This window comes from Azospirillum sp. SYSU D00513 (genome assembly GCF_017356015.1).
Lineage (GTDB): Bacteria > Pseudomonadota > Alphaproteobacteria > Azospirillales > Azospirillaceae > Azospirillum.
In genome coordinates this window covers 40,504-64,578 of sequence record NZ_JAFIQV010000028.1, presented here as the reverse complement: position 1 = coordinate 64,578, position 24,075 = coordinate 40,504, and the positions used below count along the sequence as shown (strand labels likewise).

Here is a 24,075-nt window from a genome sequence, read left to right as displayed (position 1 = left end):
GCGGCCCCGTCAGGCCGGGCCGAAGACCAGCGCGGCGTTGGTCCCGCCGAAGCCGAAGGAATTGGACAGCACGTTGCGGATCCGGCGCGGCCTCGCCAGCAAGGGGACGAGGTCGATGCCGGCGCAATCCTCGGACGGCTCCTCCAGGTTCAGGGTCGGCGGCGCCAGCTGGTCGCGGAGCGCCAGGATCGAGAAGATCGCCTCGGCGCTTCCCGCGGCACCCAGCAGATGCCCGACCGCCGACTTGGTCGAGGACATGGAAAGATCCGTCGGGTTCCGCCCGCCGAACAGCCGGCGCACCGCCGCGATCTCCACCGGGTCGCCGGCCGGGGTCGAGGTGGCGTGGGCGTTCACATAGTCCAGCGCGTCCGGTTCCAGCCCGGCCTTGTCCAGCGCAGCGCGCATCGCCCGGAAGGCCCCCTCCCCGTCCTCGGTCGGGGCCGTGATGTGGTAGGCGTCGCCCGAGGCGCCGTAGCCCAGCAGCTCCGCATGGATGCGCGCACCGCGCCGCAGGGCGTGTTCCCGCTCCTCCAGAACGAGGATGCCGGCCCCCTCGCCCATGACGAAGCCGTCGCGCCGCCGGTCCCAGGGGCGCGACGCGCCGGCCGGATCCTCGTTGAAGCCGGTGGAGAGCGCGCGGCTCGCCGCGAAGCCGGCGAGGCTCAGCCGGCAGATCGCCGCCTCCGTGCCGCCGGCCACCATGACCTCGGCGTCGCCCAGGGCGATGCTGCGCGCGGCCTCGCCGATGGCGTGCGCGCCCGTCGAACAGGCGGTGACGATGCCGTGGTTCGGGCCCTTCAGCCCGTGGCGGATCGACACGTGGCCGGAGGCCAGGTTGATCAGGTTCGCCGGGATGAAGAAGGGGGAGATGCGGCGCGGTCCGCGCTCGTGCAGTTCCACCGCCCCCTCGGCGATCTCCGCCAGCCCGCCGATGCCCGAGCCGATCATCACGCCGGTGCGGGTCTGGTCCTTCTCCGACTCCGGATGCCAGCCGGCGTCGTCCAGGGCCTCATGGGCCGCCGCCATCGCCAGCGCGATGAAGCGGCCCATCTTCTTGCGCTCCTTGGCCGGCACCCAGTCCCCGGCGTCGAAGCCGCCGTCGGCCGCCGGCCCGTCGGGCACCTGTGCCGCGACCCGGCAGGGCAGGTCCCCGGTCTCCATGCCCTCGATGCGGCGGATGCCCGACTCGCCGGCGACAAGGCGGCTCCAGGACCGCTCCACCCCGAGCCCCAGCGGGCTGACCAACCCCAGGCCGGTCACCACCACCCGGCGCAAGCCCGTCACCCCGTTGCGCGCGTCACTCATCCCGTCCGCTCCCCGCCCGGTCCGCCGGGCCTTGGTCCGTTGTTTCGGTTGAATCCTTGAAATCATCCCCCGCCGCGCGGGGGCGGGCCATGGGCCGGCGGGCGATGCCGTCCCGCAGGGCCGGTGTCGCCGCCGGGCCGGTGCCGAGCCGCACGGTGCCGGCCTCCACCGGCTTCAGGCTGTGGCGGTCCACCACGACCGGATCGAGCGGCCGCCCGGTCTCCGCGTCGAGCAGCAGGATCGACGCCCCCTCCGGCGCGCAATGCCGGTTGCCCCAGGCGAGCAGCGCCGCCACGACCGGCAGGAAGTCCCGCCCGGCGGCGCTCGGCACATACTCGAAGCGCGGCGGCTTCGCGCTGTACTGCCGGCGCTCCAGCAGCCCGTTCTCCACCAGGGCCGACAGCCGGCGGCTCAGCATGTTCGGCGCGATTCCCAGGCTCTTCTCGAACTCGTCAAACCGCGTCAGCCCCTGGAGGGCGTCCCGCAGGATCAGGATGCTCCACCACTCCCCGACCCGCTCCAGGCTGCGGGCGACCGGGCAGGCCATCCCGTCGAAACTCTTTCGCTGCATGCGGCGCACCCGCTGAATGGATGGACCGGGCGGGCCGCACACCTCCGGCCCCACACCGTCACTATCATCATGAAAGCGTCTCTAGCAGAGAGACTTTCATGATGCAAGCATCATGGCCGGGCAGCAGGATAGCTCCCGCCGGGATAGGCCGGCGGGCGAGACACGGTCGATGAAGAAAGAGGCTGGCGGAGACGGCGCGCTCGGAGCGTGCGCTACAACAGCCCCATCTCCTTGAAGCTGCGGTGCGCGCCGCGGCCGATGATCAGGTGGTCGTGGACGGCGATGCCCATGGCCTCGGCGGCGCGGACGACCGCCTTGGTCATCTCGATGTCGGCGCGGCTCGGGCTGGGGTCGCCGGAGGGGTGATTGTGGACCAGGATCAGGGCGGTGGCCGACAGGTCCAGGGCGCGCTTGACCACCTCGCGCGGGTAGACGGGGGTGTGGTCCACGGTGCCGCGCTGCTGCACCTCGTCGGCGATCAGCCTATTGCGGCGGTCGAGGAACAGCAGCCGGAACTGCTCGACCGGCTCGTGCGCCATGGCGGCCGAGCAATAGTCGATCAGCGCCTGCCAGGAGCCCAGCACCGGCCGGTCGATCACCCGGCGGCGGGTGGCGCGGATGGCCGCCGCCCCGACGACCCGCAAAGAGGCGACGGCGGCGTCGCTGGCGAGCGACACCCCGTCCACCTTGAAGCCGCGCAGCCGCTCCGGCGGCGCGTTGATCACCTCCCACAGGTCGCCGAAGGCGGCGAGCAGCGCCTTGGCGAGCGGCTTCACGTCCCGGCGCGGGCTCGCCTGGAACAGCAGCATCTCCAGCAGCTCGTAATCCTGAAGCGAGTCCGGGCCGGCCTCCAGGAAACGGCGGCGCAGCCGGGCGCGGTGGTTGGCATGATGGGGGGCGGGCTGGGCGGACGGTTCCACCGGGGAGTCCGCCCCCTCCTCCGTCGCCGTCCCGTCCCCGGTGCTGCGGCCGCGTCCTGCCATGCGCTCTGGTCCTGCGTTCGTGTGCGCAGGACTATACCTCTTCCGCGCGCATGTCCGCACGCAAATGCATGCGGATGGCGTCAGGCGGTCAGGCCGAGGCGGCCTCGGCGGGGTAAGGCGGCACGGTGTGGCCGGCGGGGGAGAGGGTGAAGATCTCCACCCCGTCCTTGGTCACGCCGACCGAATGCTCGAACTGGGCGGACAGCGACTTGTCCTTGGTCACGGCGGTCCAGCCGTCGCTGAGGATCTTCACGTCGTAGCGGCCGGTGTTGATCATCGGCTCGATGGTGAAGATCATGCCCTCCTTCAGCACGGCACCCGTGCCCGGCACGCCGAAATGCAGGACGGACGGCGGCTCGTGGAAGGCGCGCCCGACCCCGTGCCCGCAGAAGTCGCGCACCACCGAGAAGCGGTGCGACTCGGCGTAGGTCTGGATGGCATGGCCGATGTCGCCCAAGGTGACGCCCGGCTTGACCATGTTGACGCCCACCATCAGCGCCTCGTAGGTCACCTCGACGAGCTTGCGCGCCTTCACGCCGACGTCACCGGCCAGATACATGCGGCTGGCGTCGCCGTAATAGCCGTCAAGGATCGGAGTGACGTCGATGTTCAGAATGTCGCCGTTCATCAGGCGCTTTTCGCCCGGGATGCCGTGGCAGACCACATGGTTGACCGAGATGCAGCTCGCCTTCGGGTAGCCGCGGTAGCCGAGCGACGCCGGAATGCCCCGGTGGTCGCGCATGAACTGCTCGCACAGCCGGTCCAGCTCGCCGGTGGTGATGCCGGGCTGGACGTAGGGGGCGATGAAATCGAGCGTCGCGGCGGCCAGCCGCCCGGCCCGGCGCATGCCCTCGAAGTCGTCCGGCCCATACAGCCGGATGCGGTGGGAATCGAGGTCGTCGTTGTCCACGAAAGTCAGCCCTGTCGTCCTGTGGTGTCGTCGTGTGATGCCGTCGCGCGGTGCGTGCCAGCACATAGGCGCAAAACGGCTGCCGCACAAGGCAAAGCATGCCCGCGGGAGCGCCCGGTGAAGGCCGGCCCTGAAGGCTGGCCCTTGAAGCGACAGGGGATGCGCGCTCATCTATGCTGCCGCCCGTCCCGCCGTCCCCCGGCCAACCACGACAAGGGATCAAGCCCGCATGACCGCCGCCCCCGCCGCCGCCAACCCGACCGCCGCCGTCCTGATCGTCGGCAACGAGATCCTGTCCGGCCGCACCAAGGACGTGAACCTGGCGCACATCGCGGAAACGCTGATGGGGATCGGGGTGCTGGTGCGCGAGGCGCGCGTCGTCCCGGACCTGGAGGAGGAGATCGTCGCGGCGGTGAACGCCCTGCGCGCCCGCTACGATTACGTCTTCACCACCGGCGGCATCGGGCCGACCCACGACGACATCACCTCGGCCTGCGTCGCCAAGGCCTTCGGCGTCGCGCTGGAGCTGAACGCCGAGGCGGTCGCCCGGCTGGAGCGGCACTACGCCCCCGGCCAGCTCAACGAGGCGCGGCTGCGCATGGCCCATGTGCCGGCGGGCGCCACCCTCATCGACAACCCCATCAGCCAGGCGCCGGGCTTCCGGATCGGCAACGTCTTCGTGATGGCCGGCGTGCCGCAGATCATGCGCGCGATGCTGGACGGGCTGCTGCCGAAGCTGCAGGGCGGCCCGGCGCAGCACGCCCGCACGGTGGCCTGCGAGCTGGCGGAGGGCAACATCGCCGCCGGGCTGGGCGCCCTCCAGGACCGCTACCCGGAGCTGGAGATCGGCAGCTACCCCTATTTCCGGAACGGCTTTTTCGGCGTCAGCCTCGTCCTGCGCGGCACCGACGAGGCCCGGCTGGACGCCGCGACGGAGGAGCTGGCCGGGCTGGTCCGCGACCTCGGCGGCACGCCGAACGTCACCCACGGCACGAAGGGTTGAGAGCGGCGGAGAGGAGACTGGATCAGAACGGCCCGAACCGGTCGTAGCCCCAGACGAGCGCCACGATCACCCCCAGCCAGACCGCGGCGTAGGGCAGCCAGGTGCCCCGGTTGCGCGCCAGCGCGCCGGGCACGACCAGGACGGCCACCATCGCCAGCGCGATGACACTGATCCAATCGACGCTTCCCATCGTATTGTCCTTCGGAATTGGCAGAAACGTTAGGAGGAAGGGGATTTCCGCCCAACATATCGGGTCGCGGAATCCGACTTTTGACCCCCTTGACCGGACCAGCACGAACGGTCTAAGTCATTCGGGTAGGTCTGGTGTGATACAGATCAATGCGTTCAACCAAACCGGGCGGTATCCCTCTGCTGGAACGGCCGGTTGGCACAGTGCGGGCGTGGCGGAATTGGCAGACGCAAGGGACTTAAAATCCCTCGCCCATGGCATGCGGGTTCGAACCCCGCCGCCCGCACCATTCTCCCGGAAGACCATTAGCTTAAGGTTGCCTTTTTCCATTTAGGGAAACGGCTACGCGATGCGCATCACCTTTAGATCTATATGGCCCCGACGACAAATTTGCATCCTCTTCAGGTCTAGCGCGCATGTTGGCGCGGCTTTCCATAGGGTACGCGAACGCGCATCCCCTACCCTTCACGCGCAGGTCGTAAAGCGGTAAACCTTATGGTGATTCGCCATAGAGGCATACTAAGGAACCAGCGTGTACGCGACGCAGGCGGTAATTGTTCAGCGATGCGGCCGTGCATTGGCATCGCTTGAAAGGACAGATCAAACGGTTGGGCAGATTCGCGCCCGCCTCCCCAACCTCAACCAATCCATCCTCGCCAAGGCCTTCCGGGGCGAACTGGTCCGGCATGACCCGAAGGACGAGCCAGCCTCCGTCCTGCTGGAGCGCATCCGCGCCGAGCGGGCGGCGGCTGGGGCGGATAAGCCTCGGCGGGGGCGGCGGCGGGCTGGGGACGCGCCATGCTGAACGCTTGCCTGCGCGGCAAGCTGCGGCGCTCCGGGAACGAGGGCGACGATGTCCGCCTGCTGGAGGACACCACGACCGCGACCGTGTTCGAACGGTTGGCATACCTGCCCGATGCCACGCTGATCCGCGTCCTGTTCGATCCGGCGCTGTGGAGCGGGGCGGGCATGCCGCCGACGCCGCGCGTGGTTCAGGAGGTGATCTTCTGGCCCTGTTGGCCCTTGCCGCAAGCGGAAGACCCGCGCAAGACGGTGGAGCCCGACGTCGCCATCGAGTTCGACACTGGCGTCCTGGTGATCGAGGCCAAGCGCTTCGACCGTGGCACCGGCCAGAAGGCCGATCAAATCGGACGGGAATGGCTGGCCACGCGGCGGCGCTATCCGGGAAAGCCCGTGTGGATGCTGGCCGTGTCAGGCCTGCGAGACGGCCGCGCGGAAACGGTCGATGATCTCCGCCGAGGAGCGCTGGCGTTCATCCGCGAGACCACCGGGCAGGATCACGAAGAGGATTTCCGCCTCGGCTACGCGTCGTGGCTGGACCTGTTCGGACTCGTGGACCGCGCGCTTCCCGACCAGCCGGAGCACCGCCGCCTTCTCCGCGACCTGCGCGAGGGGCTGGCGATGCATGGCGTCCGCGTGACGCGGCCGGTCTGGCTGATCGACATGCTGGCCGGGTCATGGGCCGGTCTGCGCCTGGGCGCTGGGGCGGAGATGGCTTTTCCCCGGTGGCCCCGCCCATTCCCCGTTCTTGACACCCACGGCGGAATCACCACCGCCCCGTCCGTCTTCCATCGTGAGGGTCGATCATGAGCCAGGACCTCTCCGGCGCGTTGCTCGACGTGCGCCGCGCCTACCGCCTTCTGTGGGGCTATCAGAAGCGCGTGGTGCACATCGCAGCCATGATCCGCGAGCGGCTGGGCTTCGCTCCCTACCGCATCGAATACCAGTTCGACCGGCCGGACCAGGGCATCGAATCCAAATGGATGTGGGATGCGCTGCCGTTCAGCCTGATCGGCTTCGAAGGTTATCGGGGGACGGAACCTGCGGAGATCGGCGACCAATTCCTGTACATTGACATCGTGTCGGATACCGGATTGAAGGCCGAAAAGGACCGGAACGGAAATTTTGAGCCGGACCCGTCGCGCTTCCTGCCGCCCGAGGACTGCCGCAGCGAGTTGCGTCTCTACCTGCTGGAGTACCGGCGCAAGCGTGAAGATTCGCCCTCATGGCATTCAAACGTCGTGGTGGAGGTCAACCACTGGCCCGACGACCGGGAAGCCCTATTCGATGAAGCCACTGGCGTGTGCGTCTATGGCGAGTGGATCGACCTCGCCGAACTCGGTGATCCGGTCTCCCTGGCCGCCCGCGTCGATCAGTTCGCCGATCGCGCGAAGGCCGCGCTGAATGCGTTCCCGGCCTCCAAGGCCACGTGACGGAGCAGCCCTTTCCCTGTCCGGCATCAAGCTTCCGCCTGTCCGCCGCCGCACCTTGGAACTCCCCGGCCGCAGCGATCTGAAAAGGGCTTGAAATCCTTCGTCCATGGCATGCGGGTTCGAACCCCGCCGCCCGCACCATCTCCCAGGCTTTTGATTTTGATGCCCTTCCGCCTCAGTCCCCCAGGATCCGGGTCACGAGACCGAGGAAGCCCGGCAGGGTGAAGGGTTTGCGCAGGAAGGCGGTGTAGCCGTCGAAGCGCTTGGCGACGGACTCCTCCGGCACGGCGCTCATCATCACGATGGGGATGTCCTTCCAGGCCGGGTCGGCGCGCAGCGCCTGGCCCAGCGCCGCCCCGTCCAGCACCGGCATCATGAAGTCCGTGACCACGAGGTCCGGCGCGATCTCCCCCATGCGGTCCAGCGCCTTGCGCCCGTTGGCGGCGGAGAAGACGCGGTATCCCTCATCCTCCAGGATCAGCGTCAAGGCGGTCGCGATGCCGAACTCGTCTTCGACCAGGAGGATCGTCTTCACGCGTCACCCCGGCCGGGCGGCGGTTCGGAAGGGCCGGCACCCGGCGCGGAGGCATCCGGCGAAGGCGCGTCCGGCGCGTGCGCCTGGCCGGACAGGAGGTTCTCGTACCGCGCGAAGGGCCCGACGATGCGCAGGCCCCGCCCGGTGATCTCGAACTCCTGGAGCGCCGGGTCGAAATCGCTGTCGCGCGTCTTGATGATGGATAAGAGGCGCCGGGTCCGCGCCCGCGCCTCCACGAAGCGCAGCACGGCCATGTTCTCGACCAGCGAGGAGATGCCGTTGATCGGAACCTGCAGCGTCGGCGCGATGATCTCGCGCGTTTCCATCGTGTAGATCGCGGTGACGTCCAGCGCCCGCAGCTCGTTCGACAGGACCGAGAAGAAGCGGCTCATCCGCTCCGGATGGACGGCCGATTCGACGAAGCCGCCCAGCCCGTCCACGAACAGCCGCCGCACGCCGCGCCGGCGCACCGCGTCGCGCAGCCGGTGCGCCAGCTCGTCCAGCACGTTCTCGCCCTGCGCCTGCCAGACGATCTCCAGGGCGCCGCTCCTCTCCAGCCCCTCGAAATCCAGACCCAGCGCTGCGGCCTTCAGCCGGAGGCGCTCCGGCGTCTCGTAGAAGCCGAACATCAGGCCGGGCTCCGCCTCGCTCGACCGCGCCAGGAAATGCAGGCCGAAGGTGGTCTTGCCGATGCCGGTGGAGCCCAGCAGGGCCATGGTGCTGGCCCGGACGATCCCGCCGCCGATCAGCCCGTCCAGCCCGTCGATGCCCGAGGCCATCCGGTCGTGCGTCGGCCGGTCCTGGGCCGACGGCGTGCCGAAGACGGCCTCGATGCGCGGATAGACCACCAGCCCGTCCGTGGTGATGCGGAACGGGTGGCGGCCGCGCAGCGACCCGCTGCCCCGGAACTTGCGGACCTGGAGCGCGCGCTCGGTGCGCACCTCGAACACCTGGTCGTCCAGATCGATCAGCCCGTCCACCATGGTGTGCTCGGCCCGCACCGGCCCCGGCTTGCCGCTGGTCAGCAGCAGCACGGTGCAGTCGTGCATCGCCGCGTGGGTCTGCACCTCGTGGACGAACTTCTTGAACTCGCGGTCGGAGCCCGCCGTCTCCTCCGCCGCGACCAGACCGTCCAGCACCATCAGGCTCGCCTTCTGGCCGCGGATCTCGCGGCGCAGCAGGTCCACCAGCCCCTTCAGCCCCTCATCCTCCAGCGTCTTGAAGCCGCTGACGTAATAGAGCCGCTCGGGAATCGCGGATTCGTCGAATAAGGACATCGGGCGCAGGTGCTGGAGCATGCGCGTGTGCGACTCCGCCAGCAGCGTGACATAGGCCGCCCGCCCGCCCGACGCGACATGGGTGAAGCACATCTGGTTCGCCAGGATGGTCTTGCCGGCACCCGGCACCCCCTGGATGATGTAGACGCCGCCCCTCAGGAAGCCGCCGCGCAGGATGAGGTCCAGCCCGTGGATGCCGCTCGGCACGCGGTCGAGGGCGGGCGGATGCTCGGGGGCCGTGGCCGGCGCGTTGGTCATGGGCGCTGATGTCCGAAGGGTGTTGCGTCAAGCGGCAGCCGCACCGTGAAGGCGGCGCCCTCGCCCGGCCGGCTCTGCACGGCGATGCTACCGCCCTGCGCCTCCAGAAGCGAGCGGACAAGCCAGAGCCCGATCCCGAATCCCGCCCGCGGCGCGCGGGAGACCACCTGCTCGAACCGCCCGAAGATGCGCTCCAGGTCCTCCGCCGCGATGCCGGGGCCATGGTCGCGCACCGTCAGCAGCGCCTCGGCCTCCCGGCGGGCCAGCGTTACCTCCACCGGCCCGCCGGCGCCGTACTTGATGGCGTTGGACAGCAGGTTGCCGAGGATCTGCTCCACCGCCATCCCGTCCCAGCGGCCGTACAGGCTGTCCGGCAGGTCCAGCAGCAAGGCGGCGCCGGTGTAGGCGGCCTCCGCCGCATGGCCGCCGGCAACCTGCCGGACCAGGGCGGCGAGATCGAGATCCTGGAGGTGCAGCGCCCGCTGCCCGGCGTTGACGCGCGACACGTCGAGCAGGACCGTCGCCCGCTCGATGTAGCGCTCGAGCGACCGGCCGGCCCCGTCCAGCGTCCCGATCAGCTCCGCGTCCGCGAGCCTGGCCGCCCGCGCCTGGGCCAGCCCCAGGTGAAGGCTCAGCGCGTGCATGGGGTTGCGCAGCTCATGCGCGGCGATCGCGAGGAAATCGTCCCGCGCCCGCACGGCCTCCTCCAGCTCCGCCACGCGGGCCGCGAGTTCGTCCTCCCGGCTGCCGGGCCGGTCAGTGCTGGGGGATGGATCGGTCAAAAATAACCCTGGGGCCATAAGCATCTTTCATCTCGGCCCATAGTACGGACGGCGGGGTGTTTGTATACGGTTGGAAAGGCATAGGCCGGACGTTCAGGGCCTTCGGTTCGAGGGCCTAATGCGAATAGGCCGGGGCGGCAGGGGTTCCGGGGCGCGACCGTCCTTCGGCTCCACCAGCACGGCGATGGCCCCCTCCCAGATGACCCAAGCCTCGCCGGCCGCCCGGATCTCCTCCAGCGTCCGCGGCTCGGGAACGGCCTCGCCATCCCGGCGCATGCCCTCCATGTGCAGCGCCAGCGCCTCGGCCCCCATGCGCAACGCGTCCTCCACAGTCTCGCCCGCGCTCACGCAGCCGGGAAAGTCGGGGAACATGACGCCGTGACAGGAACCCGGGGATTTGTGGAGCAGGGCTACGTATTCGGGCATGTCACGATCCAGAGAGTACGGCCTGATATGCCTATAGGAACACGCAACCATGTAGCCGTCACCCCCGTGAAACACTATGGAGCGTACATATCTTCCAGAGTTGAAATGTAAAGAAAAACAACAACTTACCCGTTACCCCCGCGAAAGCGGGGGTCCAGGACTCTTCCACGGCATTCGTTCTGCGGACTTCTGGATCCCCGCTTTCCCGCATAGTCGTTAACTTTTGCACATCGGCCCGTCTTGCCGAAGACTGCAACCTCCCTCTTCGTCATTCCCGCGAAACGCTCTTGGCGAATGCTTCTGGCATTCGCCTGCCGCGTCAGAGCAAACGAAGTTTGCTTGAGAGCGGGAATCCAGTCCTTCCCAAAGCGAAACCGTTGGAAACCCTGGATCCCCGCGTCCGCGGGGATGACGGTGGTGTGGTTGCCTGTTGATGAATCCGGGCTTTGTTCAGCGATCCCTTACCCTGCGGAACCACGGTGGAAACCAGAAAACCGCCTCACCTCCAGCAACCGCCGCCCCGCCCCCCTCCAAACACCCCCCTCCCTTCCCGCATCGTGGGATGGCGCGCCCGTGGGGTTGAAGTCCGGGGCGAAAGATGTTGGGCTGTCGGCTTTCGGGACAGTTCAGGATCGGAACCCAGGATGCACATCGAGGCGCTCGAGAACGCGGCGAGGATGAAGGCCGCGACGCTGCTGAATTTCGGCAGCGAGGAGGAATTCCAGACGGCGCGCATCGCGGCCGAGGCGATCGCCGACCGGGACAACCTGTTCCTGAACATCCAGCGGGACCGGAACAGCATCCGCGCCTTCTTCGCCTTCTCCCCGCGCGAGGGCGGCGGCGAGGCGGAGGGCTGATCCCCCGCCGCGTTCCAGCGCCAATTCCGGCGGGCGCCGCCCGCCGTTCCCCTCCCGGCCGTCAGGCCGGGCCGACCGCCCCTTCGGTCGCCGCGCGGGACTCCGCGACCAGTGCCAGCAATTCCTGCGGCTTGTAGGGCTTGATGAGCAGGCCCCAGCCGTTCCCCTCGATGAGGTCCCGCGTCGCGGGCGAGGTGTCGCCGGTGGTGGCGATCACGCGGGCATCCGGGGCCAGGGCGGGCAGGACCGCCGGCACCTCCTCCAGCGCGGTCGCGGAGCCCAGCCGGTAATCGGCGATCAGCAGCGCCGGCCGGACGCCGCGCGCGATGATCATCCCGGCAAGCTCCGCCCCCACCGCCGCCGCGACGGTCTCGATCCCCTTCGATCCCAGCAGGGCCGTCACGGCGAACCGCACCTGGTCGTCATCCTCCAGGAGGGCGACGACCGGGGCGGCGTTGTTCTGCGCTTCCATGCGGCTCCTGTTCGGCTGCGGGCCGGTCCGCCTCGGACGCGACTCCGCCTCTTCTTAAGGCAATCCGCGCGCCCGGTTCGTCCGTTTCCGTACCCATCAGCGGTGCCATAGGGCTTTTTCATCTGTTGGACCGTGCAGCCAAACCCCAGGAAGGCCGCCAAAGGCCCAGCCATCGGAAAGCCGTGCCCATGGAAAGCCGCAACTTCATCCTGGCCAGCCTCACGCCCGAGGAGGAGGCGCTCGTCCGCCCCCATCTCGAACCGGTGGAGATGCGGCACAAGATGACCTTCTTCCATCCGGACGAGCCGATCGGCCATGTCTGGTTCGTCGAGCGCGGCTGCGCCTCCCTCATCAACGTCCTGCCGGACGGCGACGCGGTGGAGGTCGGGACCATCGGGCGGGAGGGGATCGTCGGCACGCCGGTCCTGCTGGAATGCGACCGGATGCCCTGCCAGTGCGACATGGAAGTCCCCGGCGACGGCTGGCGGATGCCGGCTTCGGCGCTGACCGCCGCCATGCGCCGGAACGAGGGGCTGCGCATCAAGCTGCTGCGCTTCGCCCAGGGGCACTTCAACCAGGTCGCCCAGACGGCGGCCTGCAACCGCCTGCACAGCATCGAGGAGCGCTGCGCCCGCTGGCTGCTGATGACGCGGGACCGGGTCGGGGACGACTTCCCGCTGACCCACGAATATCTCGCCATCATGCTCGGCGTGCGGCGGGCCGGCGTGACCATCACCGCCAACCTGTTCCAGAACGCCGGGCTGATCCGCCACCGGCGCGGCCATTTCACGATCGTCGACCCGGCCGGGCTGGAGGACGCCTCCTGCGACTGTTACCGCATCATCCGCGAGGAGTTCCGGCGCCTGCTGCCGGACGGGGCAAAATACCCGGACGGCGTTCCGGGAAGCGGCAACCGGGCCGGCGACACGGGCGCATGAGCGCCGGAGCCGCCCAACCTCTGTTCGCCGCCCCGCCCCGCGCCATCCTATTCGTCCGGGGCATCCGGGGCACCCGGCCCTTCCGGGCCGTCATCCGGGCGCCGTGCCGCCCGCGCGCGCCGCTGCTTTCCGGAAACCTCCCGGAGCGCCCGCGACCGCTCCACCGCGCGGCGGGCGCGCTGGACATTCTCGCGGGCGCGCTCGATCAGATCCTGCAACCGGACCTCCCGGACATCCTCCACCTCATCCGCCTCGTCCACCACCACACGCACCCTGCCGTCAGCCGCTCCCCTGATCGGCCAAGGTGAAGCGAAGCGGACGGGCCGTCTGTACAGGATCGAACGCAGCGAGGAATTGCCCGCGGCGGACGGGGCCGGACCGGCCGCCATGCTTGTGAAACACGCCATGGCGTCTATCATGCGGAACGCGCCGGGAGGCGCCGTCACCGAAAGCATTGGCACCGCATATGGCCGTCCAGGACACGTCGACCGATCCCGAATTCGAATCGCTGATCCTCTACATCCAAGAAAACCGGGCCCTCGACTTTCGCGGCTACAAGCGCACGAGCCTCCAGCGCCGCATCCGGCGCCGGATGGAGGAGGTCGGGATGGAGGACTATCCGGCCTACCATGCCTTCCTGGAGGCGCACCCGCAGGAATTCAACGACCTGCTGAACACGGTGCTGATCAACGTGACCTCCTTCTTCCGGGACGCCGAACCCTGGGCGGTGCTGAAGACGGAGGTCCTGCCGAGGATCCTGGCCCGCAAGGGCGACCGCGACCCGATCCGCGTCTGGAGCGCCGGCTGCGCCTCGGGCGAGGAGCCCTATTCGCTGTCCATCCTCTTCGCCGAGCTGCTGGGTCCGGAGGCGTTCTGCCGCCGGGTGAAGATCTACGCCACGGACCTGGACGAAGGGGCGCTGAACGCCGCCCGCCACGCCGCCTACACCTCCCGCGACGTGGAAAACGTGCCGCCGGACCTGCTGGAAAGATACTTCCACCGCAGCGGCGACCGCTTCGTCTTCCAGCGCGAGCTGCGCAAATGCGTGATCTTCGGCCGCCACAACATCGTGTCCGACGCGCCGATCTCCCGCATCGACCTGCTGGTCTGCCGCAACCTGCTGATCTATCTGGAATCCGAGACGCAGAAGGTGGTGCTGCCGCGCCTGCACTACGCGCTGGTCAACGACGGGCACCTGTTCCTGGGCAAGGCGGAGACCCAGCTCGCCCGTTCCAAGATGTTCGAACCGGTGGACCTGAAGAGCCGCATCTTCCGCAAGGTCCCGCAGGAATGGCGCCGCAGCCTGGGCGGCAGCCTGACGGTGGCGCCCGACGCCCAGACCAGCCGCAACAATCTCCATTCCCGCATGCTGGAGGCCATCGTCGACCACAGCCAGGCCGCCTGTCTGGCGGTCGGCACCGACGGGCTGCTGGTCTTCGCCAACGCCCACGCCCGCCGCCTGTTCGACGTGACGGAAAACGACATCGGGCGGCCCTTCCATGATCTCTCCATCTCCTACCGGCCGGTGGAGATGCGCAGCCGGATCGAGGAGGTGCTGCAGGGCGGGCGGCCCGTCCGCATCGAACAGCTGGACTACCACCGCCCGCCGGGCGATCCGATGCGGCTGAGCGCGGAGGTGGCGCCGCTCGCCGGGCGCGACGGCAAGGTCTTCGCCACGCTGCTGACCTTCACCGACACCACCCGCACCCATCACCTCCAGCAGGAGCTGGAAGCCGCGCAGGAAAGCCTGGAGACGACGGTCGAGGAACTCCAGTCCACGAACGAGGAGCTGGAAACCACGAACGAGGAGCTTCAATCCACGAACGAGGAGCTGGAGACGACCAACGAGGAGCTTCAGTCCACGAACGAGGAGCTGGAGACCATGAACGAGGAACTCCGCTCCACGAACGAGGAGCTGGAGGTCGCCAACGAGGAGCTGCGCCGCTACGGCGACGAGACGGCGGAATACCGCCGCTACGCGGAATCGCTGCTGCGCAGCATGGATGTCGGCATCGCCGTGCTGGACGGCGAGATGCGCATCCGCTCCTGGAACCGCTGGAACGAGAACCTCTGGGGCCTGCGCGGCGAGGAGGTGACCGGCGGGGCCTTTCTCGACCTCGACATCGGTTTTCCGGTCCACAAGCTGCGCGCCGACCTGCAGCGGCTGCTCGGCCGCGAGACGGACCAGGTCCAAATGGAGACGGACGCGCTCGACCGGCGCGGGCGCGGCATGGTGTGCCGGGTCACCTTGTCGCCGCTGATCTATGACGGCGACGAGATGCGCGGTGCCGTCGTCATCATAGAGGACGTGACCGAACGCGTCCGCAACGAGGCCTTCGCCGGCTATCTCGGCCGCATCCTGGGCCAGTCGCTGAACGAGGTCTATTTCCTCGACCCGCACACGCTGCGCTTCCACCTCGTCAACGCGGGTGCCGAGGCGAAGCTCGGCTACAAGCTCGACCAGCTCCGCCGGATCGCCATCCACGACCTGATGCCCAGCGTGTCGGAACCGCAGTTCCGCGCGCTGATCGCCCCGCTGCTGTCCGGCGACCGCGAGGAGATCGTCTTCGAGACCGAGATGGAAAGCCGCGACGGCACCCGCCATCCGGTGGAGGCCTGCCTCCAGTATTTCGGCCGCGAACAGCCCCCCATCCTGCTCGCCCTCCTCCACACCACCCGCGAACGCCAGCGCCTGGGCCTGACGGGGGCGGAAGCGCCCTGACGGTTCCAGGCGGCGCGCCCGAGCGCGCTGCCAGGCTCGAGCCGAGGACGCCGCGATGGCGGCGTGCCTCAACCCAAACAGACTTCGGGAAAGCCGGTGCGGTTCACTCCCCTTTCGCCGAATGTCTGGCGCCAGTCTCTCGGGCTGATTTGAAAGCGCTTCCTGAAATGCTGCCGGAGTGACACGGGCGTTTGGAACCCCACCAGATCAGAAATCCTCTCCACCGGCAGCGATGTGGTTTCAAGCAGTTCGCGGGCTCTCTGCAACCGTTCATTCACAAGCCATTCGACGAGCGTCATGCCGGTTGCCTTGCTGAAATGGCGCGTGAAGGTCCTTCGGCTCATCGCCGTTCGCGCCGCCAGTTCGTCAAGGGTGTGCTGATGGGCGAGGTTCTCGCGCAGATGATCGAGAAGCCGGTTGACCTGTGCGTCCTGTGTTGACACCGCCATCGGCTGCTCGATGAACTGCGCCTGCCCACCTTCTCGATGGGGCGGTATGACCAAGTAGCGCGCGATCTTGTTCGCTATTTTTGGACCATGATATTCGCGCACGATATACAGGCAACAGTCCAGTCCCGCGCCGGTGCCTGCTGACGTGATCAGCCTGTCCTCTTCAACATAAAGAGCGTTCAAGTCCAGCTTGACGCGCGGAAAGCGCTTGCCGAAATCCTGTTCGCCCAGCCAGTGAGTGGAGGCTCGCTTGCCATCGAGCAACCCCGCATAAGCGAGCGCATACGCTCCATAACACAGCCCCACGACACGAGCCCCGCGCGCGTGAGCGCGCTTCAGAGCCTCGACCAGTTCGGGATGAGGCGGAGTGCTCAGATCCTGCCATCCGGGCACGACCAGAATGTCCGCCGTGTCCGTCAGTTCCAGCCCCCCGTCCGGAAACACCGTCAGTGCGCGATCGGCCGCCAGCGGCTGGCCGCCCGGCACCACGATCTTCAGTTCGAACAGGCGCCCTTCCGGCAGTTCCGTGTTGAACACCATGTACGGCACCGAAAAATGGAATGGGCTGACTTGGGGAGGCACGATCAGCGCAACGGTGGGAACGGGCATTGGCATTGGGCGGTGATCCCCGGGGCGGTGGCCCGATAGTTTCGATGATTGGCTCCCGGGTCACTTTTACGGCAGGGCTGGCTTGCACACAATGCCGTCCATGATCCACGTCGTCTTTTGGAGCGGCAACATGCAGCCAATGACCGTCGTCCGTGCCATCGCGCTTTCCGTGGCCATGGGTGCAGCAAGCGTATCGGCACAAGCCGCCGCCGAGGCCAACTCGACGTCCCCCACGTCGGCAGTGCGGATGCAGCACATCCGCAACGCCACGACGAAAATCAGCTACGCGGGCAAGACCTTCCTTGTCGATCCCATGCTTGCGAAGAAGGGGGCCTATCCCGGGTTTGAAGGGACGTTCCGCAGCAATCTGCGCAACCCGCTGGTCGAGCTTCCGATGCCGGTCGAAGACGTCCTGAAGGGCGTGGATGCGATCATCGTGACCCATACCCACCTCGACCACTGGGACGGTGGCGAGCATCGGCTGCTTCCCAAAGGCATGCCTCTGATCGTGCAGAACGAGTCCGACGCCAAGATCATTCGCGCACAGGGCTTCACCGACGTGCGCGTGATCGGTGAGAGCACCCTTTTCGAAGGCGTGCGCCTGACCAGGACAGGCGGGCAGCACGGCACCGACGAGATGTACGCCGACAGCCGGCTGGCGGGGTTCCTGGGCCAAGCCATGGGTGTCGTCTTTCAGGCACAGGGCTCGCCGACCGTCTACCTCGTCGGCGATACCGTGTGGCGCGGCGAGGTGGAGCAGAACCTGGCCAGGTTCAAGCCCGATGTGGTCATCCTGAACGCCGGCGAAGCTCGTCTGGTCGGCTACGCCGGAGCCATCATCATGAGCAAGGACGACGTGCTCCGCGCAACCCGCGCCGCGCCGGACGCGACCATCGTCGCGGTCCATCTGGATGCGATCAACCACATGGACCTGAGCCGCAAGGATCTGCAGGAGTATGTCCAGCAGAATGGCATCGAGGATCGCGTGCTGATCCCGGCCGATGGCGAAACCCTGAAGTTCTGATCCATGACGCCCGCCCGATCGGGGTGGGCGTTTCGTCCTCCCAGGAAGATGCGGGCAGACAGCGCCGGCTGGCTTGAAGAATTTCAGCGCCAACCGTCATCTCCATCGAAACAGTAATCCTTTGAACAGACAGGAAAGCATCATGAAAAAGCGTGCGATCGTCGTCGTCGACCTCCAGAACGACTACTGGCCCTCTGGAAAGTGGCCCTTGAAGGGCATCGAAGAGGCAGCCGCCAATGCGGCCAAGGTGATCGGGAAGGCTCGGGACGAGGGTGACATCCTCATCCATGTCCGTCACGAGTTCACGACCCCCGATGCGCCCTTCTTCGTCCCCGGCACCGAGGGCGCGCGGATCAACCCCCTCGTCCAGCCGGCCGGGACCGAAACCGTCATTCTGAAGAACCATCCGAACTCGTTCCGCGAAACCGGGCTGAAGCAGATGCTCGACGAGCAGGCCGTGGAGGAGGTCGTCGTCGTCGGGGCGATGAGCCACATGTGCATCGCCGCGACGGCTCGGGCTGCCGCGGACTTCGGCTACGACACCGTTGTCGTCCATGATGCCTGCGCCACCCGAGACGTCGAGTTCGACGGCACCACGGTTCCGGCTTCCCAAGTCCATTCCGCAAACATGGCGGCGCTGGCTTTTGCCTATGGCAAGGTGATCGGAACGAACGAGTTCCTCTCCCGCTGATGATCCACCGGCTGGCGCAGCGGTGTTCCGCTCGCGCCAGTCCTTGTTCATTCCCGACTTTGCCGCAGCCGGCAAAGGATGTTCAGCCTGCGGAAGGCTTGGCAGGCCTGCGACAGTTGCCAGGCTTGCCCAATGGGCGGGGTTTGGCGTGGGTTTGCACAACCCCTGCGGCTGAACGGTCGAAAGATTGCTGGCGTCGATGGCGCCGGGGCGCATCGATCTGGGCATCGGCCGCGCGCCCGGCACGGACCTGAACACGGCCGCCGCCCTGCGGCGGGGTCGGATCGGCGCGGAGGAGTTTCCGGACCAGCTCATGGAGCTGTCGGCATTTCTGGACGACGGCTTTCCCGACGGCCACCCCTTCAAAGCCGACGTGTGCGCTGTGCCAGGCCCCCGGCAGGACCTGGAGAACGGGAGCCAGCGTGACGGGCGCGGGCGCGGGCGCCCCCTTGAGCTCAGGTCCCCGTTCCTTGTCCGTCTCGAACAGCTTCGGACGCAAACGCTTCATCGAACCGTGTCGTGCCTCGATCAGGCAGTTCACGAAGGTGGTTTGCTGGCTGCCGCGATCAGAACCGACGAACAGCCAGGATTACCGGGTCAGGGCAATGCCGCGCATGACTCGTTTGGCGGCAGTGTTGGTCAGGCGGCGGGGATCATGCGCGACTCTCTTCGGGCAAAGGATGCGGAGCCTTGATCCACATCAAGGTGAATGCCCTGAGCCAAGGGAAAGATGGCCTGTTAACCAAGCGTGAAATCTGGAGCAGCCTGATGAAACAAGCACTTCTTTCCATCGCCGCCTTGGCGCTGCTGTCCAGCCCGGCAATAGCCGCTGAGGACGACCTGCTGAAGAGCGCGAACGAGGCCTTCAAGGTCATTCCCTCCATGGTCCCGGCGGTGCAGGGCAACCCGGTCACGCGCGAGAAGACCGAACTCGGACGCATGCTGTGGTTCGACCCGCGCCTGTCGGCAAGTGGCATCCTCAGCTGCAACTCCTGCCACAACCTGGCCATGGGCGGCGATGACAACCTGGAAACCTCGATCGGCCATGGCTGGCAGAAAGGACCCCGCAACTCCCCGACGGTTCTGAACTCGGTGTTCAACGCCGCCCAGTTCTGGGACGGCCGCGCCGAGGATCTGCGCACGCAGGCCAAGGGACCGATCCAGGCAGGCGTCGAGATGGCGGCCACACCCGAGATGGTCCTTGCGGTCCTGAAGAGCATGCCGGAATACGAGCAGCGCTTCAAAACGGCCTTCCCCGGCGAGTCCGACGCCGTCACCTTCGACAACGTCGCCAAAGCCATCGAGGCCTTCGAGGCGACGCTCATCACCCCGGCCTCCCGCTTCGACCAATATCTCGAGGGCAACGCCAACGCGCTGAGCGCCCAGGAAAAGGAGGGGTTGCGCCTGTTCATGGACACGGGCTGTTCCAGCTGCCACAACGGGGTGAACCTCGGCGGGCAGGATTACTTCCCGTTCGGCGTGGTCGAGCGTCCGGGCAGCGACATCCTGCCGGAGAACGACAAGGGCCGCTTCGCCGTGACCAAGACGGCCTCGGACGAGTACGTCTTCCGCGCCGTCCCCTTGCGCAACGTCGCCCTGACCGCGCCCTACTTCCACACCGGCAAGGTCTGGGATCTGGGACAGGCGGTTGCCATCATGGGCACCAGCCAGCTGGGCAAGGAACTCTCGAAAACTGAAGTCGACGCCATCACGGCTTTCCTCAACACCCTCACCGGCGAACAGCCGCGGGTCGAGATGCCGATGCTGCCGGTCAGCACGGCCAAAACCCCGCGTCCCGAGCCACTCGTGAAGAACTCGCTCGAGAAGACCGACGCCGTCGAGAAGGCGGTGCCGATCCGCTGATAACCTGTGGGGCACCGGATGCGTCCGGTGTCCCGCTACGCCTGGGAAGGATCTCATAAAACGCAGTCGAACGGGAGACGGTGGGCTCGACCGGCGCGGCCGGAGCACCACATGCCGCGTCACCCTGTCGCGGCTGCTTTACGACAACGAGGAGGGCAGACCGCCCTTACGCCCGCGCTCCGTGCCGTTCCAGAACCATTTCCGCCATGAGTGCCTGAAGAGCGTGGGGTGGGAAGGGCTTGTGAAGGATGCGCCAGCCGCAGCGCTGCACGTTCTCGCGCAACTCCTGGGACGTGTCGCCCGTCACCACGATGACGGGAGGAGCGCAGTTCAGCGCCGCGTTGCACTCCGCGACGGCATCATAGGCCGTCAGATCCTGGCTGAGGCGGAAATCCACGATGATGATGCCGGGAGTGCAGGACGCCGCCTGAACGTCCGGAAGGACATCCTTCGGCGCGGCCCCGGCAAGGGCCCGGTACCCCCACACCTCCGCCAGCATGGCGAGGGCCATGCGCTGGGCCGGATCATCGTCCATGAAGACGGCCAGCACCCCAACGTTCAGCATGTCGGGCGGGCAGGCGGTCGAGGCTGGAAACGCAGTGTCGCTAAGGCTCGGCATGGTCTGCTCCCATCGGCGTTTCCGGAAGCATGAGGCGTCAAGGGGGACAGGGCTGTCCGGTAGCGGACATCTCCCCCCGAGAGACTCGCGCCCTACTCCTTTGCGCATTCGCCGGACACCGCCGGCCCCGTCATGGGAATCGACGCGACCGGGCGGCCCGTCCGGATCGACGTCATCGGCATCGTCCGGGGCGCCGGCGGCCACTGCGCGGAGCATTGGGGGATCAACACGCTGCCGGGCGTCCTGGCGATGTTCATGGCGCCGCAACGCTCCAGAAGCCCGAGCGTTTCGGACTGCGCCGTTTTCGGCCCGTCGGCGTCGTCGCGGACCGTCCGCACGAAGGTGCCGATGGCGCGCCGCAGCTCTTCCGCCAACATCGCCGCATCCGGATCGGGCGCGCCGTCCTGCTTGTCCATGGCCGTCGGTCTCCAGCTCCGCTGGACAGGGCTCATACCACCGGCAGCCCTCCTCTTCATCGCAAACCGTCCCGCCCGGCTCTGAAACCTTGCGTGAGGCGGCACGGAAAATCCGCCGGTCGGGACCTTCGGCACGCTGCCGCCATCACCCGCGCTTCGAGCCGAGGAGTTCCTCGAACTGCCCACGGACGATGCCGTAACACTCACAGGAGGCTTCCTCCAGGGCGGCCCGGTCGAGCACGGTCATCTGGCCCTGCGCGTAGCTGATCAGGCCCGCTTGCCTCAGGGCGCCCGCGGTGATGGTCACGCCGGCGCGGCGCACCCCCAGCATCATGGCCATGAACTCGTGCGTCATCGGGAACCGGTCGCCCCCGGCACGGTCATGCGCCATGAGCAGCCAGCGGGCGAGGCGCTCCTCAAGGACATGATGAGCATTGCAGGCTGCGCTCTGTACGGTCTGGCCGTGAAGCGCGAGCGCGTAGCGGAACAGGAGGGTGCGCAGCGGATCGCTCTCGCGGAACGCCTGCCTCAAGGCGGCTGCGTCGATGCGCCAGGCCGTGCCCTGCATCTGGACGATGGCTCCGTGCGCGGCACGCTCGACGCCGACAACGATCGGCAACCCGACCATGCCCTCCGAGCCGACGAGCCCCACCTCCTGCATCCCTCCATTCGCCAGGTAGCAGATGTAAGAGGCCATGCCGGTTTCGATGAAATGGGCGGCCGGAATGGGTTCATCCGCCTCGAGCAGCGGCAGCTTCAAAGGCAGATCCACAGCCGTGAGGGACCCGGCCAGGAGCCCGAAGTCGGCTGGCGGCAAGGCGGCGAGAAGCCGGTTGCGGACGGCGGATTGCTCGATCTTGGCCATGTGCGCCCCCCTCTTTTCAGCGGGAGCACACGCATCTCTCGGTTGCCCACGGCCAGGATCGTGGTGGGCAATGAGGATGACTTAAAGCCTCGGGCCGCCGTCTGCAAGCCGCGATCAGGTCGAAGCGGAACGGCGGGTCCCGGAAGGAACCCGGGACGTCGGGGCAAAGCCCGCAGGCGGGCAGGAAGAAACCGTCTCCTGATTGCTGCCGTGCTTCGAGGACGGGGGTGTGCCGACCTTGGTGACGGACCATGAAGGATCCGGTCCGAGGCACGAGGGTCCAGACCTCGGCTCTCCGAAGGGGTCTGGTGTGGGGAACGTCCTGCCGGGCGGAGCCTCCCCCGTCAGGACAGGATGATTCCGATGGTGGTGAAGCGTGCGGAAGCGTACAACAGCACCGTCACTTGCTCGGTCCCTTCAGGCGCGGGTGGTTGAGAGATACGTGCGCTCTTCCTGATCCAGAAGAGCGCGCTCATGTCCGTCGTCCCTCCGCACATCCTCATCGCCGAGGATGAATTCCTCATCGCGCAAGCTCTGTCCGCCTCCCTGGAAGGGAGAGGATTCCGGGTTACGACGGCATCCAATGGCAAGAAAGCGTTGGAGGCCGACGCGAACGACCCGGCCGACATCCTGGTCACCGACCTGAGGATGCCGGTCATGGACGGAACCGAATTGGTTCGAAGGATCCGGCAAAGCCGCCCCGCTCTTCCCGTCGTGGTGATGACGGCCAACGCCGACGCCATTCAGCCCGAAGATGCGAAGCGGTTGGTGATCATTCAAAAGCCGTTCCCGTTCGACAACCTAGTCAAGACTCTTCAGGCCGTTCTTGAGGACAGGGCAACGCAAGGGACCGAACAACCCACCTCTTCCCTTCTCGCGGAGGATTAGGGGATTACAGCTTGCAGGCCGTGCGCGGAGTTCCCAACTAGCCTTCATTGCCCACCACGATCCTGGCTGTGGGCGACTGAGAGATTCTTGTGCTCCCGCTGAACTTGGGAGGGGCACATGTCCCGGATCGACCAGTCCGCCGTTCGCAATCGGCTTCTTTCCGCCCTGCCGCCAGCCGACTTCGGGCTCCTGGCCGGGTCCCTCACGGCTGTTGATCTGCCTCTCAAGCAGGCCCTGATGGAAGCCGATGAGCCCATTCCGGCCGCCTATTTCATCGAAACCGGCATGACTTCCTATGTGGGCTACCTGGCGGGTGGGGAGATGCAGGAGATCGGCCTCATCGGCTCGGAAGGCGTGATCGGATTGCCCGTCGTGTTCGGGGCTGAGGTTGCCGCCCACGGGGCCATGGTCCAGATGCAGGGGACGGCCTGGCGCATCGACCCCGCGTCCCTGAGACAGGCGTTCCGCGAGAGCGAGGCGATCCGGAACCGGCTGTCGCGCTACATGCTGTCGCTCCATGCCCAGGTCGCGCAAACCGCGGTCTGCAACGTCCATCATGTTCTCGAGGAGCGTCTCGCCCGCTGGCTGCTCATGGCGCATGACCGTGCCGGCGGCGACGCCTTCCCGATGACGCAGGAGTTCATGGCCATGATGCTGGGGGTGCGCCGCGCCGGCGTGACCATCACCGCGGGCGCCCTGAAGCAGGCGGGCCTGATCAGCTACGCCCACGGCCAGATGACCGTGCTCGACCGCGAGGGCCTGGAAGGTTCCTCTTGTGAGTGCTACGGCATCGTCCAGCGCGATGTCGAGCGGTTGGTCGGCGCGGACCGGGTCTAGCTCGCCAAGTTCGACCGGCCTTGCCGACGGGCGGCAAGGGCCGCCCCGTTTCCGGAAACGGCCCTTTGATCCCTCTCCCCTTCGGGCTGTGGCCGCGCACATCCTGCATTGCGGCACGCCAAGCTCCGCCTTCGCGCATAGGCGCTGGCTTCTGCACATCGGCCCGATTTGCCGAGGTCTGCGACCTCCCTCCCCGTCATTTCCGCGAAAGCGCATGGGCGCTAACTTTTGCATGTTCGTCCGTTCGACCGAAGCCCGTGCCATCCCTCCTCGTCATTCCCGCGAAACGCTCTTGGCGAATGCTTCTGGCATTCGCCTGCCGCGTCAGAGCAAACGAAGTTTGCTTGAGAG

Annotated in this window: 28 protein-coding genes and 1 tRNA gene; 13 read left to right on the top strand and 16 right to left on the bottom strand. The window is 67.3% G+C overall.

All coding sequences use genetic code 11. From position 1 onward, the window contains the following. Positions 1-9 precede the first annotated feature (9 nt). From fabF to map, 4 genes are all read right to left on the bottom strand, one after another. Positions 10-1,275: a beta-ketoacyl-ACP synthase II gene (fabF, locus tag JUB11_RS20340; protein ID WP_207460446.1), complete on the bottom strand. Its 1,266-nt coding sequence runs from the start codon at positions 1,273-1,275 to the stop codon at positions 10-12. A 22-nt stretch (positions 1,276-1,297) separates the two neighbouring features. Then, positions 1,298-1,876, bottom strand: coding sequence for a helix-turn-helix domain-containing protein (locus JUB11_RS20335; protein ID WP_207460408.1), 579 nt, complete (start codon positions 1,874-1,876; stop codon positions 1,298-1,300). Positions 1,877-2,088: 212 nt separating this feature from the next. Continuing rightward, entirely contained in the window at positions 2,089-2,859 is a 771-nt protein-coding gene (gene radC, locus JUB11_RS20330) for a DNA repair protein RadC (RefSeq protein WP_207460407.1), read from the bottom strand. A gap of 88 nt (positions 2,860-2,947) precedes the next feature. Next, positions 2,948-3,769, bottom strand: coding sequence for a type I methionyl aminopeptidase (gene map / locus JUB11_RS20325; RefSeq protein WP_207460406.1), 822 nt, complete (start codon positions 3,767-3,769; stop codon positions 2,948-2,950). Positions 3,770-3,998: 229 nt separating this feature from the next. Here map and JUB11_RS20320 point away from each other — a divergent pair, with 229 nt between their 5' ends. Beyond that, the gene (locus tag JUB11_RS20320; RefSeq protein ID WP_207460405.1) at positions 3,999-4,772 is read left to right on the top strand and encodes a molybdopterin-binding protein; all 774 of its coding nucleotides are present in this window, start codon (positions 3,999-4,001) and stop codon (positions 4,770-4,772) included. 22 nt (positions 4,773-4,794) lie between these two features. Here the strand turns inward: JUB11_RS20320 and JUB11_RS20315 are convergent, their stop codons facing one another. Beyond that, complete coding sequence (locus JUB11_RS20315) at positions 4,795-4,962, bottom strand: hypothetical protein (protein WP_207460404.1); 168 nt, start codon at positions 4,960-4,962, stop codon at positions 4,795-4,797. Between the two features lie 205 nt (positions 4,963-5,167). Between JUB11_RS20315 and JUB11_RS20310 the strand changes: the two genes are divergently transcribed. The 3 genes from JUB11_RS20310 (at position 5,168) to JUB11_RS20300 (ending at position 7,196) form a co-directional block, all read left to right on the top strand. Continuing rightward, positions 5,168-5,251 (top strand) — tRNA-Leu (locus JUB11_RS20310). Between the two features lie 509 nt (positions 5,252-5,760). After that, the gene (locus tag JUB11_RS20305; RefSeq protein WP_207460403.1) at positions 5,761-6,573 is read left to right on the top strand and encodes a hypothetical protein; all 813 of its coding nucleotides are present in this window, start codon (positions 5,761-5,763) and stop codon (positions 6,571-6,573) included. Then, positions 6,570-7,196: a hypothetical protein gene (locus JUB11_RS20300; protein WP_207460402.1), complete on the top strand. Its 627-nt coding sequence runs from the start codon at positions 6,570-6,572 to the stop codon at positions 7,194-7,196. Before JUB11_RS20305 ends, JUB11_RS20300 begins: the two co-directional genes overlap by 4 nt. 175 nt (positions 7,197-7,371) lie before the next feature. Here the strand turns inward: JUB11_RS20300 and JUB11_RS20295 are convergent, their stop codons facing one another. From JUB11_RS20295 to JUB11_RS20280, 4 genes are all read right to left on the bottom strand, one after another. Beyond that, positions 7,372-7,731 carry a response regulator gene (locus JUB11_RS20295; RefSeq protein ID WP_207460401.1) on the bottom strand — a complete coding sequence of 120 codons (360 nt, stop codon included), beginning with the start codon at positions 7,729-7,731 and terminating at the stop codon, positions 7,372-7,374. Next, positions 7,728-9,266, bottom strand: coding sequence for an ATPase domain-containing protein (locus JUB11_RS20290; protein ID WP_207460400.1), 1,539 nt, complete (start codon positions 9,264-9,266; stop codon positions 7,728-7,730). Before JUB11_RS20290 ends, JUB11_RS20295 begins: the two co-directional genes overlap by 4 nt. Beyond that, complete coding sequence (locus tag JUB11_RS20285) at positions 9,263-10,048, bottom strand: HAMP domain-containing sensor histidine kinase (RefSeq protein WP_207460399.1); 786 nt, start codon at positions 10,046-10,048, stop codon at positions 9,263-9,265. Before JUB11_RS20285 ends, JUB11_RS20290 begins: the two co-directional genes overlap by 4 nt. 93 nt (positions 10,049-10,141) lie before the next feature. After that, positions 10,142-10,474 (bottom strand): type II toxin-antitoxin system HicB family antitoxin, encoded by a 333-nt coding sequence (locus tag JUB11_RS20280; protein ID WP_207460398.1) that lies wholly within the window; start codon positions 10,472-10,474, stop codon positions 10,142-10,144. Positions 10,475-11,118: 644 nt separating this feature from the next. On the opposite strand from JUB11_RS20280, the gene JUB11_RS20275 reads away from it, so the two are divergent. Then, positions 11,119-11,331 (top strand): hypothetical protein, encoded by a 213-nt coding sequence (locus JUB11_RS20275; protein ID WP_207460397.1) that lies wholly within the window; start codon positions 11,119-11,121, stop codon positions 11,329-11,331. Between the two features lie 61 nt (positions 11,332-11,392). On the opposite strand, the gene JUB11_RS20270 is transcribed toward JUB11_RS20275, so the two are convergent. Further along, a complete protein-coding gene (locus JUB11_RS20270) occupies positions 11,393-11,803 on the bottom strand; it encodes a response regulator (protein ID WP_207460396.1) in 411 nt (136 codons plus the stop codon). Positions 11,804-11,991: 188 nt separating this feature from the next. Between JUB11_RS20270 and JUB11_RS20265 the strand changes: the two genes are divergently transcribed. Next, complete coding sequence (locus JUB11_RS20265) at positions 11,992-12,741, top strand: Crp/Fnr family transcriptional regulator (protein WP_207460395.1); 750 nt, start codon at positions 11,992-11,994, stop codon at positions 12,739-12,741. Between the two features lie 47 nt (positions 12,742-12,788). Here JUB11_RS20265 and JUB11_RS20260 read toward each other — a convergent pair whose 3' ends face one another. Next, positions 12,789-13,013, bottom strand: coding sequence for a hypothetical protein (locus tag JUB11_RS20260; RefSeq protein ID WP_207460394.1), 225 nt, complete (start codon positions 13,011-13,013; stop codon positions 12,789-12,791). A 194-nt stretch (positions 13,014-13,207) separates the two neighbouring features. On the opposite strand from JUB11_RS20260, the gene JUB11_RS20255 reads away from it, so the two are divergent. After that, positions 13,208-15,463, top strand: coding sequence for a CheR family methyltransferase (locus tag JUB11_RS20255; protein WP_207460393.1), 2,256 nt, complete (start codon positions 13,208-13,210; stop codon positions 15,461-15,463). A gap of 68 nt (positions 15,464-15,531) precedes the next feature. On the opposite strand, the gene JUB11_RS20250 is transcribed toward JUB11_RS20255, so the two are convergent. Further along, positions 15,532-16,521 (bottom strand): helix-turn-helix domain-containing protein, encoded by a 990-nt coding sequence (locus tag JUB11_RS20250; protein ID WP_207460392.1) that lies wholly within the window; start codon positions 16,519-16,521, stop codon positions 15,532-15,534. 100 nt (positions 16,522-16,621) lie between these two features. Here JUB11_RS20250 and JUB11_RS20245 point away from each other — a divergent pair, with 100 nt between their 5' ends. The 4 genes from JUB11_RS20245 to JUB11_RS20230 all read left to right on the top strand — a co-directional run bounded on the left by JUB11_RS20245 (position 16,622) and on the right by JUB11_RS20230 (position 20,099). Then, complete coding sequence (locus tag JUB11_RS20245; RefSeq protein ID WP_247887195.1) at positions 16,622-17,545, top strand: MBL fold metallo-hydrolase; 924 nt, start codon at positions 16,622-16,624, stop codon at positions 17,543-17,545. Positions 17,546-17,687: 142 nt separating this feature from the next. Beyond that, the gene (locus JUB11_RS20240) at positions 17,688-18,236 is read left to right on the top strand and encodes a cysteine hydrolase family protein (protein ID WP_207460391.1); all 549 of its coding nucleotides are present in this window, start codon (positions 17,688-17,690) and stop codon (positions 18,234-18,236) included. A 187-nt stretch (positions 18,237-18,423) separates the two neighbouring features. After that, positions 18,424-18,930, top strand: a complete 507-nt coding sequence (locus tag JUB11_RS20235; protein ID WP_207460390.1) for a hypothetical protein — start codon at positions 18,424-18,426, stop codon at positions 18,928-18,930. Between the two features lie 74 nt (positions 18,931-19,004). After that, positions 19,005-20,099, top strand: a complete 1,095-nt coding sequence (locus JUB11_RS20230) for a cytochrome-c peroxidase (protein WP_207460389.1) — start codon at positions 19,005-19,007, stop codon at positions 20,097-20,099. A 166-nt stretch (positions 20,100-20,265) separates the two neighbouring features. On the opposite strand, the gene JUB11_RS20225 is transcribed toward JUB11_RS20230, so the two are convergent. The 4 genes from JUB11_RS20225 to JUB11_RS33230 form a co-directional block, all read right to left on the bottom strand. After that, a complete protein-coding gene (locus JUB11_RS20225) occupies positions 20,266-20,718 on the bottom strand; it encodes a response regulator (protein WP_207460388.1) in 453 nt (150 codons plus the stop codon). Between the two features lie 92 nt (positions 20,719-20,810). Then, a complete protein-coding gene (locus tag JUB11_RS20220) occupies positions 20,811-21,134 on the bottom strand; it encodes a hypothetical protein (RefSeq protein WP_207460387.1) in 324 nt (107 codons plus the stop codon). Between the two features lie 145 nt (positions 21,135-21,279). Continuing rightward, a complete protein-coding gene (locus JUB11_RS20215) occupies positions 21,280-21,999 on the bottom strand; it encodes a Crp/Fnr family transcriptional regulator (RefSeq protein ID WP_207460386.1) in 720 nt (239 codons plus the stop codon). A 344-nt stretch (positions 22,000-22,343) separates the two neighbouring features. Further along, the gene (locus JUB11_RS33230) at positions 22,344-22,475 is read right to left on the bottom strand and encodes a hypothetical protein (protein WP_282189117.1); all 132 of its coding nucleotides are present in this window, start codon (positions 22,473-22,475) and stop codon (positions 22,344-22,346) included. Here JUB11_RS33230 and JUB11_RS20210 point away from each other — a divergent pair. Both JUB11_RS20210 and JUB11_RS20205 read left to right on the top strand, forming a co-directional pair. Continuing rightward, the gene (locus tag JUB11_RS20210) at positions 22,474-22,887 is read left to right on the top strand and encodes a response regulator (protein ID WP_207460385.1); all 414 of its coding nucleotides are present in this window, start codon (positions 22,474-22,476) and stop codon (positions 22,885-22,887) included. The genes JUB11_RS33230 and JUB11_RS20210 overlap by 2 nt on opposite strands. Before the next feature lie 117 nt (positions 22,888-23,004). Continuing rightward, the gene (locus tag JUB11_RS20205; RefSeq protein ID WP_207460384.1) at positions 23,005-23,724 is read left to right on the top strand and encodes a Crp/Fnr family transcriptional regulator; all 720 of its coding nucleotides are present in this window, start codon (positions 23,005-23,007) and stop codon (positions 23,722-23,724) included. Positions 23,725-24,075 lie beyond the last annotated feature (351 nt).

Coding starts and splice junctions, on each gene's coding strand:
- JUB11_RS20280 (WP_207460398.1), bottom strand. CDS start 10,474: ATGCCCGAATACGTAGCCCTGCTCCACAAATCCCCGGGTTCCTGTCAC.
- JUB11_RS20220 (WP_207460387.1), bottom strand. CDS start 21,134: ATGGACAAGCAGGACGGCGCGCCCGATCCGGATGCGGCGATGTTGGCG.
- JUB11_RS33230 (WP_282189117.1), bottom strand. CDS start 22,475: ATGAGCGCGCTCTTCTGGATCAGGAAGAGCGCACGTATCTCTCAACCA.
- JUB11_RS20210 (WP_207460385.1), top strand. CDS start 22,474: ATGTCCGTCGTCCCTCCGCACATCCTCATCGCCGAGGATGAATTCCTC.
- JUB11_RS20320 (WP_207460405.1), top strand. CDS start 3,999: ATGACCGCCGCCCCCGCCGCCGCCAACCCGACCGCCGCCGTCCTGATC.
- JUB11_RS20275 (WP_207460397.1), top strand. CDS start 11,119: ATGCACATCGAGGCGCTCGAGAACGCGGCGAGGATGAAGGCCGCGACG.
- JUB11_RS20290 (WP_207460400.1), bottom strand. CDS start 9,266: ATGACCAACGCGCCGGCCACGGCCCCCGAGCATCCGCCCGCCCTCGAC.
- JUB11_RS20255 (WP_207460393.1), top strand. CDS start 13,208: ATGGCCGTCCAGGACACGTCGACCGATCCCGAATTCGAATCGCTGATC.
- radC (WP_207460407.1), bottom strand. CDS start 2,859: ATGGCAGGACGCGGCCGCAGCACCGGGGACGGGACGGCGACGGAGGAG.
- JUB11_RS20245 (WP_247887195.1), top strand. CDS start 16,622: ATGATCCACGTCGTCTTTTGGAGCGGCAACATGCAGCCAATGACCGTC.
- JUB11_RS20230 (WP_207460389.1), top strand. CDS start 19,005: ATGAAACAAGCACTTCTTTCCATCGCCGCCTTGGCGCTGCTGTCCAGC.
- JUB11_RS20300 (WP_207460402.1), top strand. CDS start 6,570: ATGAGCCAGGACCTCTCCGGCGCGTTGCTCGACGTGCGCCGCGCCTAC.
- JUB11_RS20305 (WP_207460403.1), top strand. CDS start 5,761: ATGCTGAACGCTTGCCTGCGCGGCAAGCTGCGGCGCTCCGGGAACGAG.
- JUB11_RS20270 (WP_207460396.1), bottom strand. CDS start 11,803: ATGGAAGCGCAGAACAACGCCGCCCCGGTCGTCGCCCTCCTGGAGGAT.
- JUB11_RS20265 (WP_207460395.1), top strand. CDS start 11,992: ATGGAAAGCCGCAACTTCATCCTGGCCAGCCTCACGCCCGAGGAGGAG.
- JUB11_RS20240 (WP_207460391.1), top strand. CDS start 17,688: ATGAAAAAGCGTGCGATCGTCGTCGTCGACCTCCAGAACGACTACTGG.
- JUB11_RS20225 (WP_207460388.1), bottom strand. CDS start 20,718: ATGCCGAGCCTTAGCGACACTGCGTTTCCAGCCTCGACCGCCTGCCCG.
- JUB11_RS20215 (WP_207460386.1), bottom strand. CDS start 21,999: ATGGCCAAGATCGAGCAATCCGCCGTCCGCAACCGGCTTCTCGCCGCC.
- JUB11_RS20250 (WP_207460392.1), bottom strand. CDS start 16,521: ATGCCCGTTCCCACCGTTGCGCTGATCGTGCCTCCCCAAGTCAGCCCA.
- JUB11_RS20335 (WP_207460408.1), bottom strand. CDS start 1,876: ATGCAGCGAAAGAGTTTCGACGGGATGGCCTGCCCGGTCGCCCGCAGC.
- JUB11_RS20205 (WP_207460384.1), top strand. CDS start 23,005: ATGTCCCGGATCGACCAGTCCGCCGTTCGCAATCGGCTTCTTTCCGCC.
- JUB11_RS20315 (WP_207460404.1), bottom strand. CDS start 4,962: ATGGGAAGCGTCGATTGGATCAGTGTCATCGCGCTGGCGATGGTGGCC.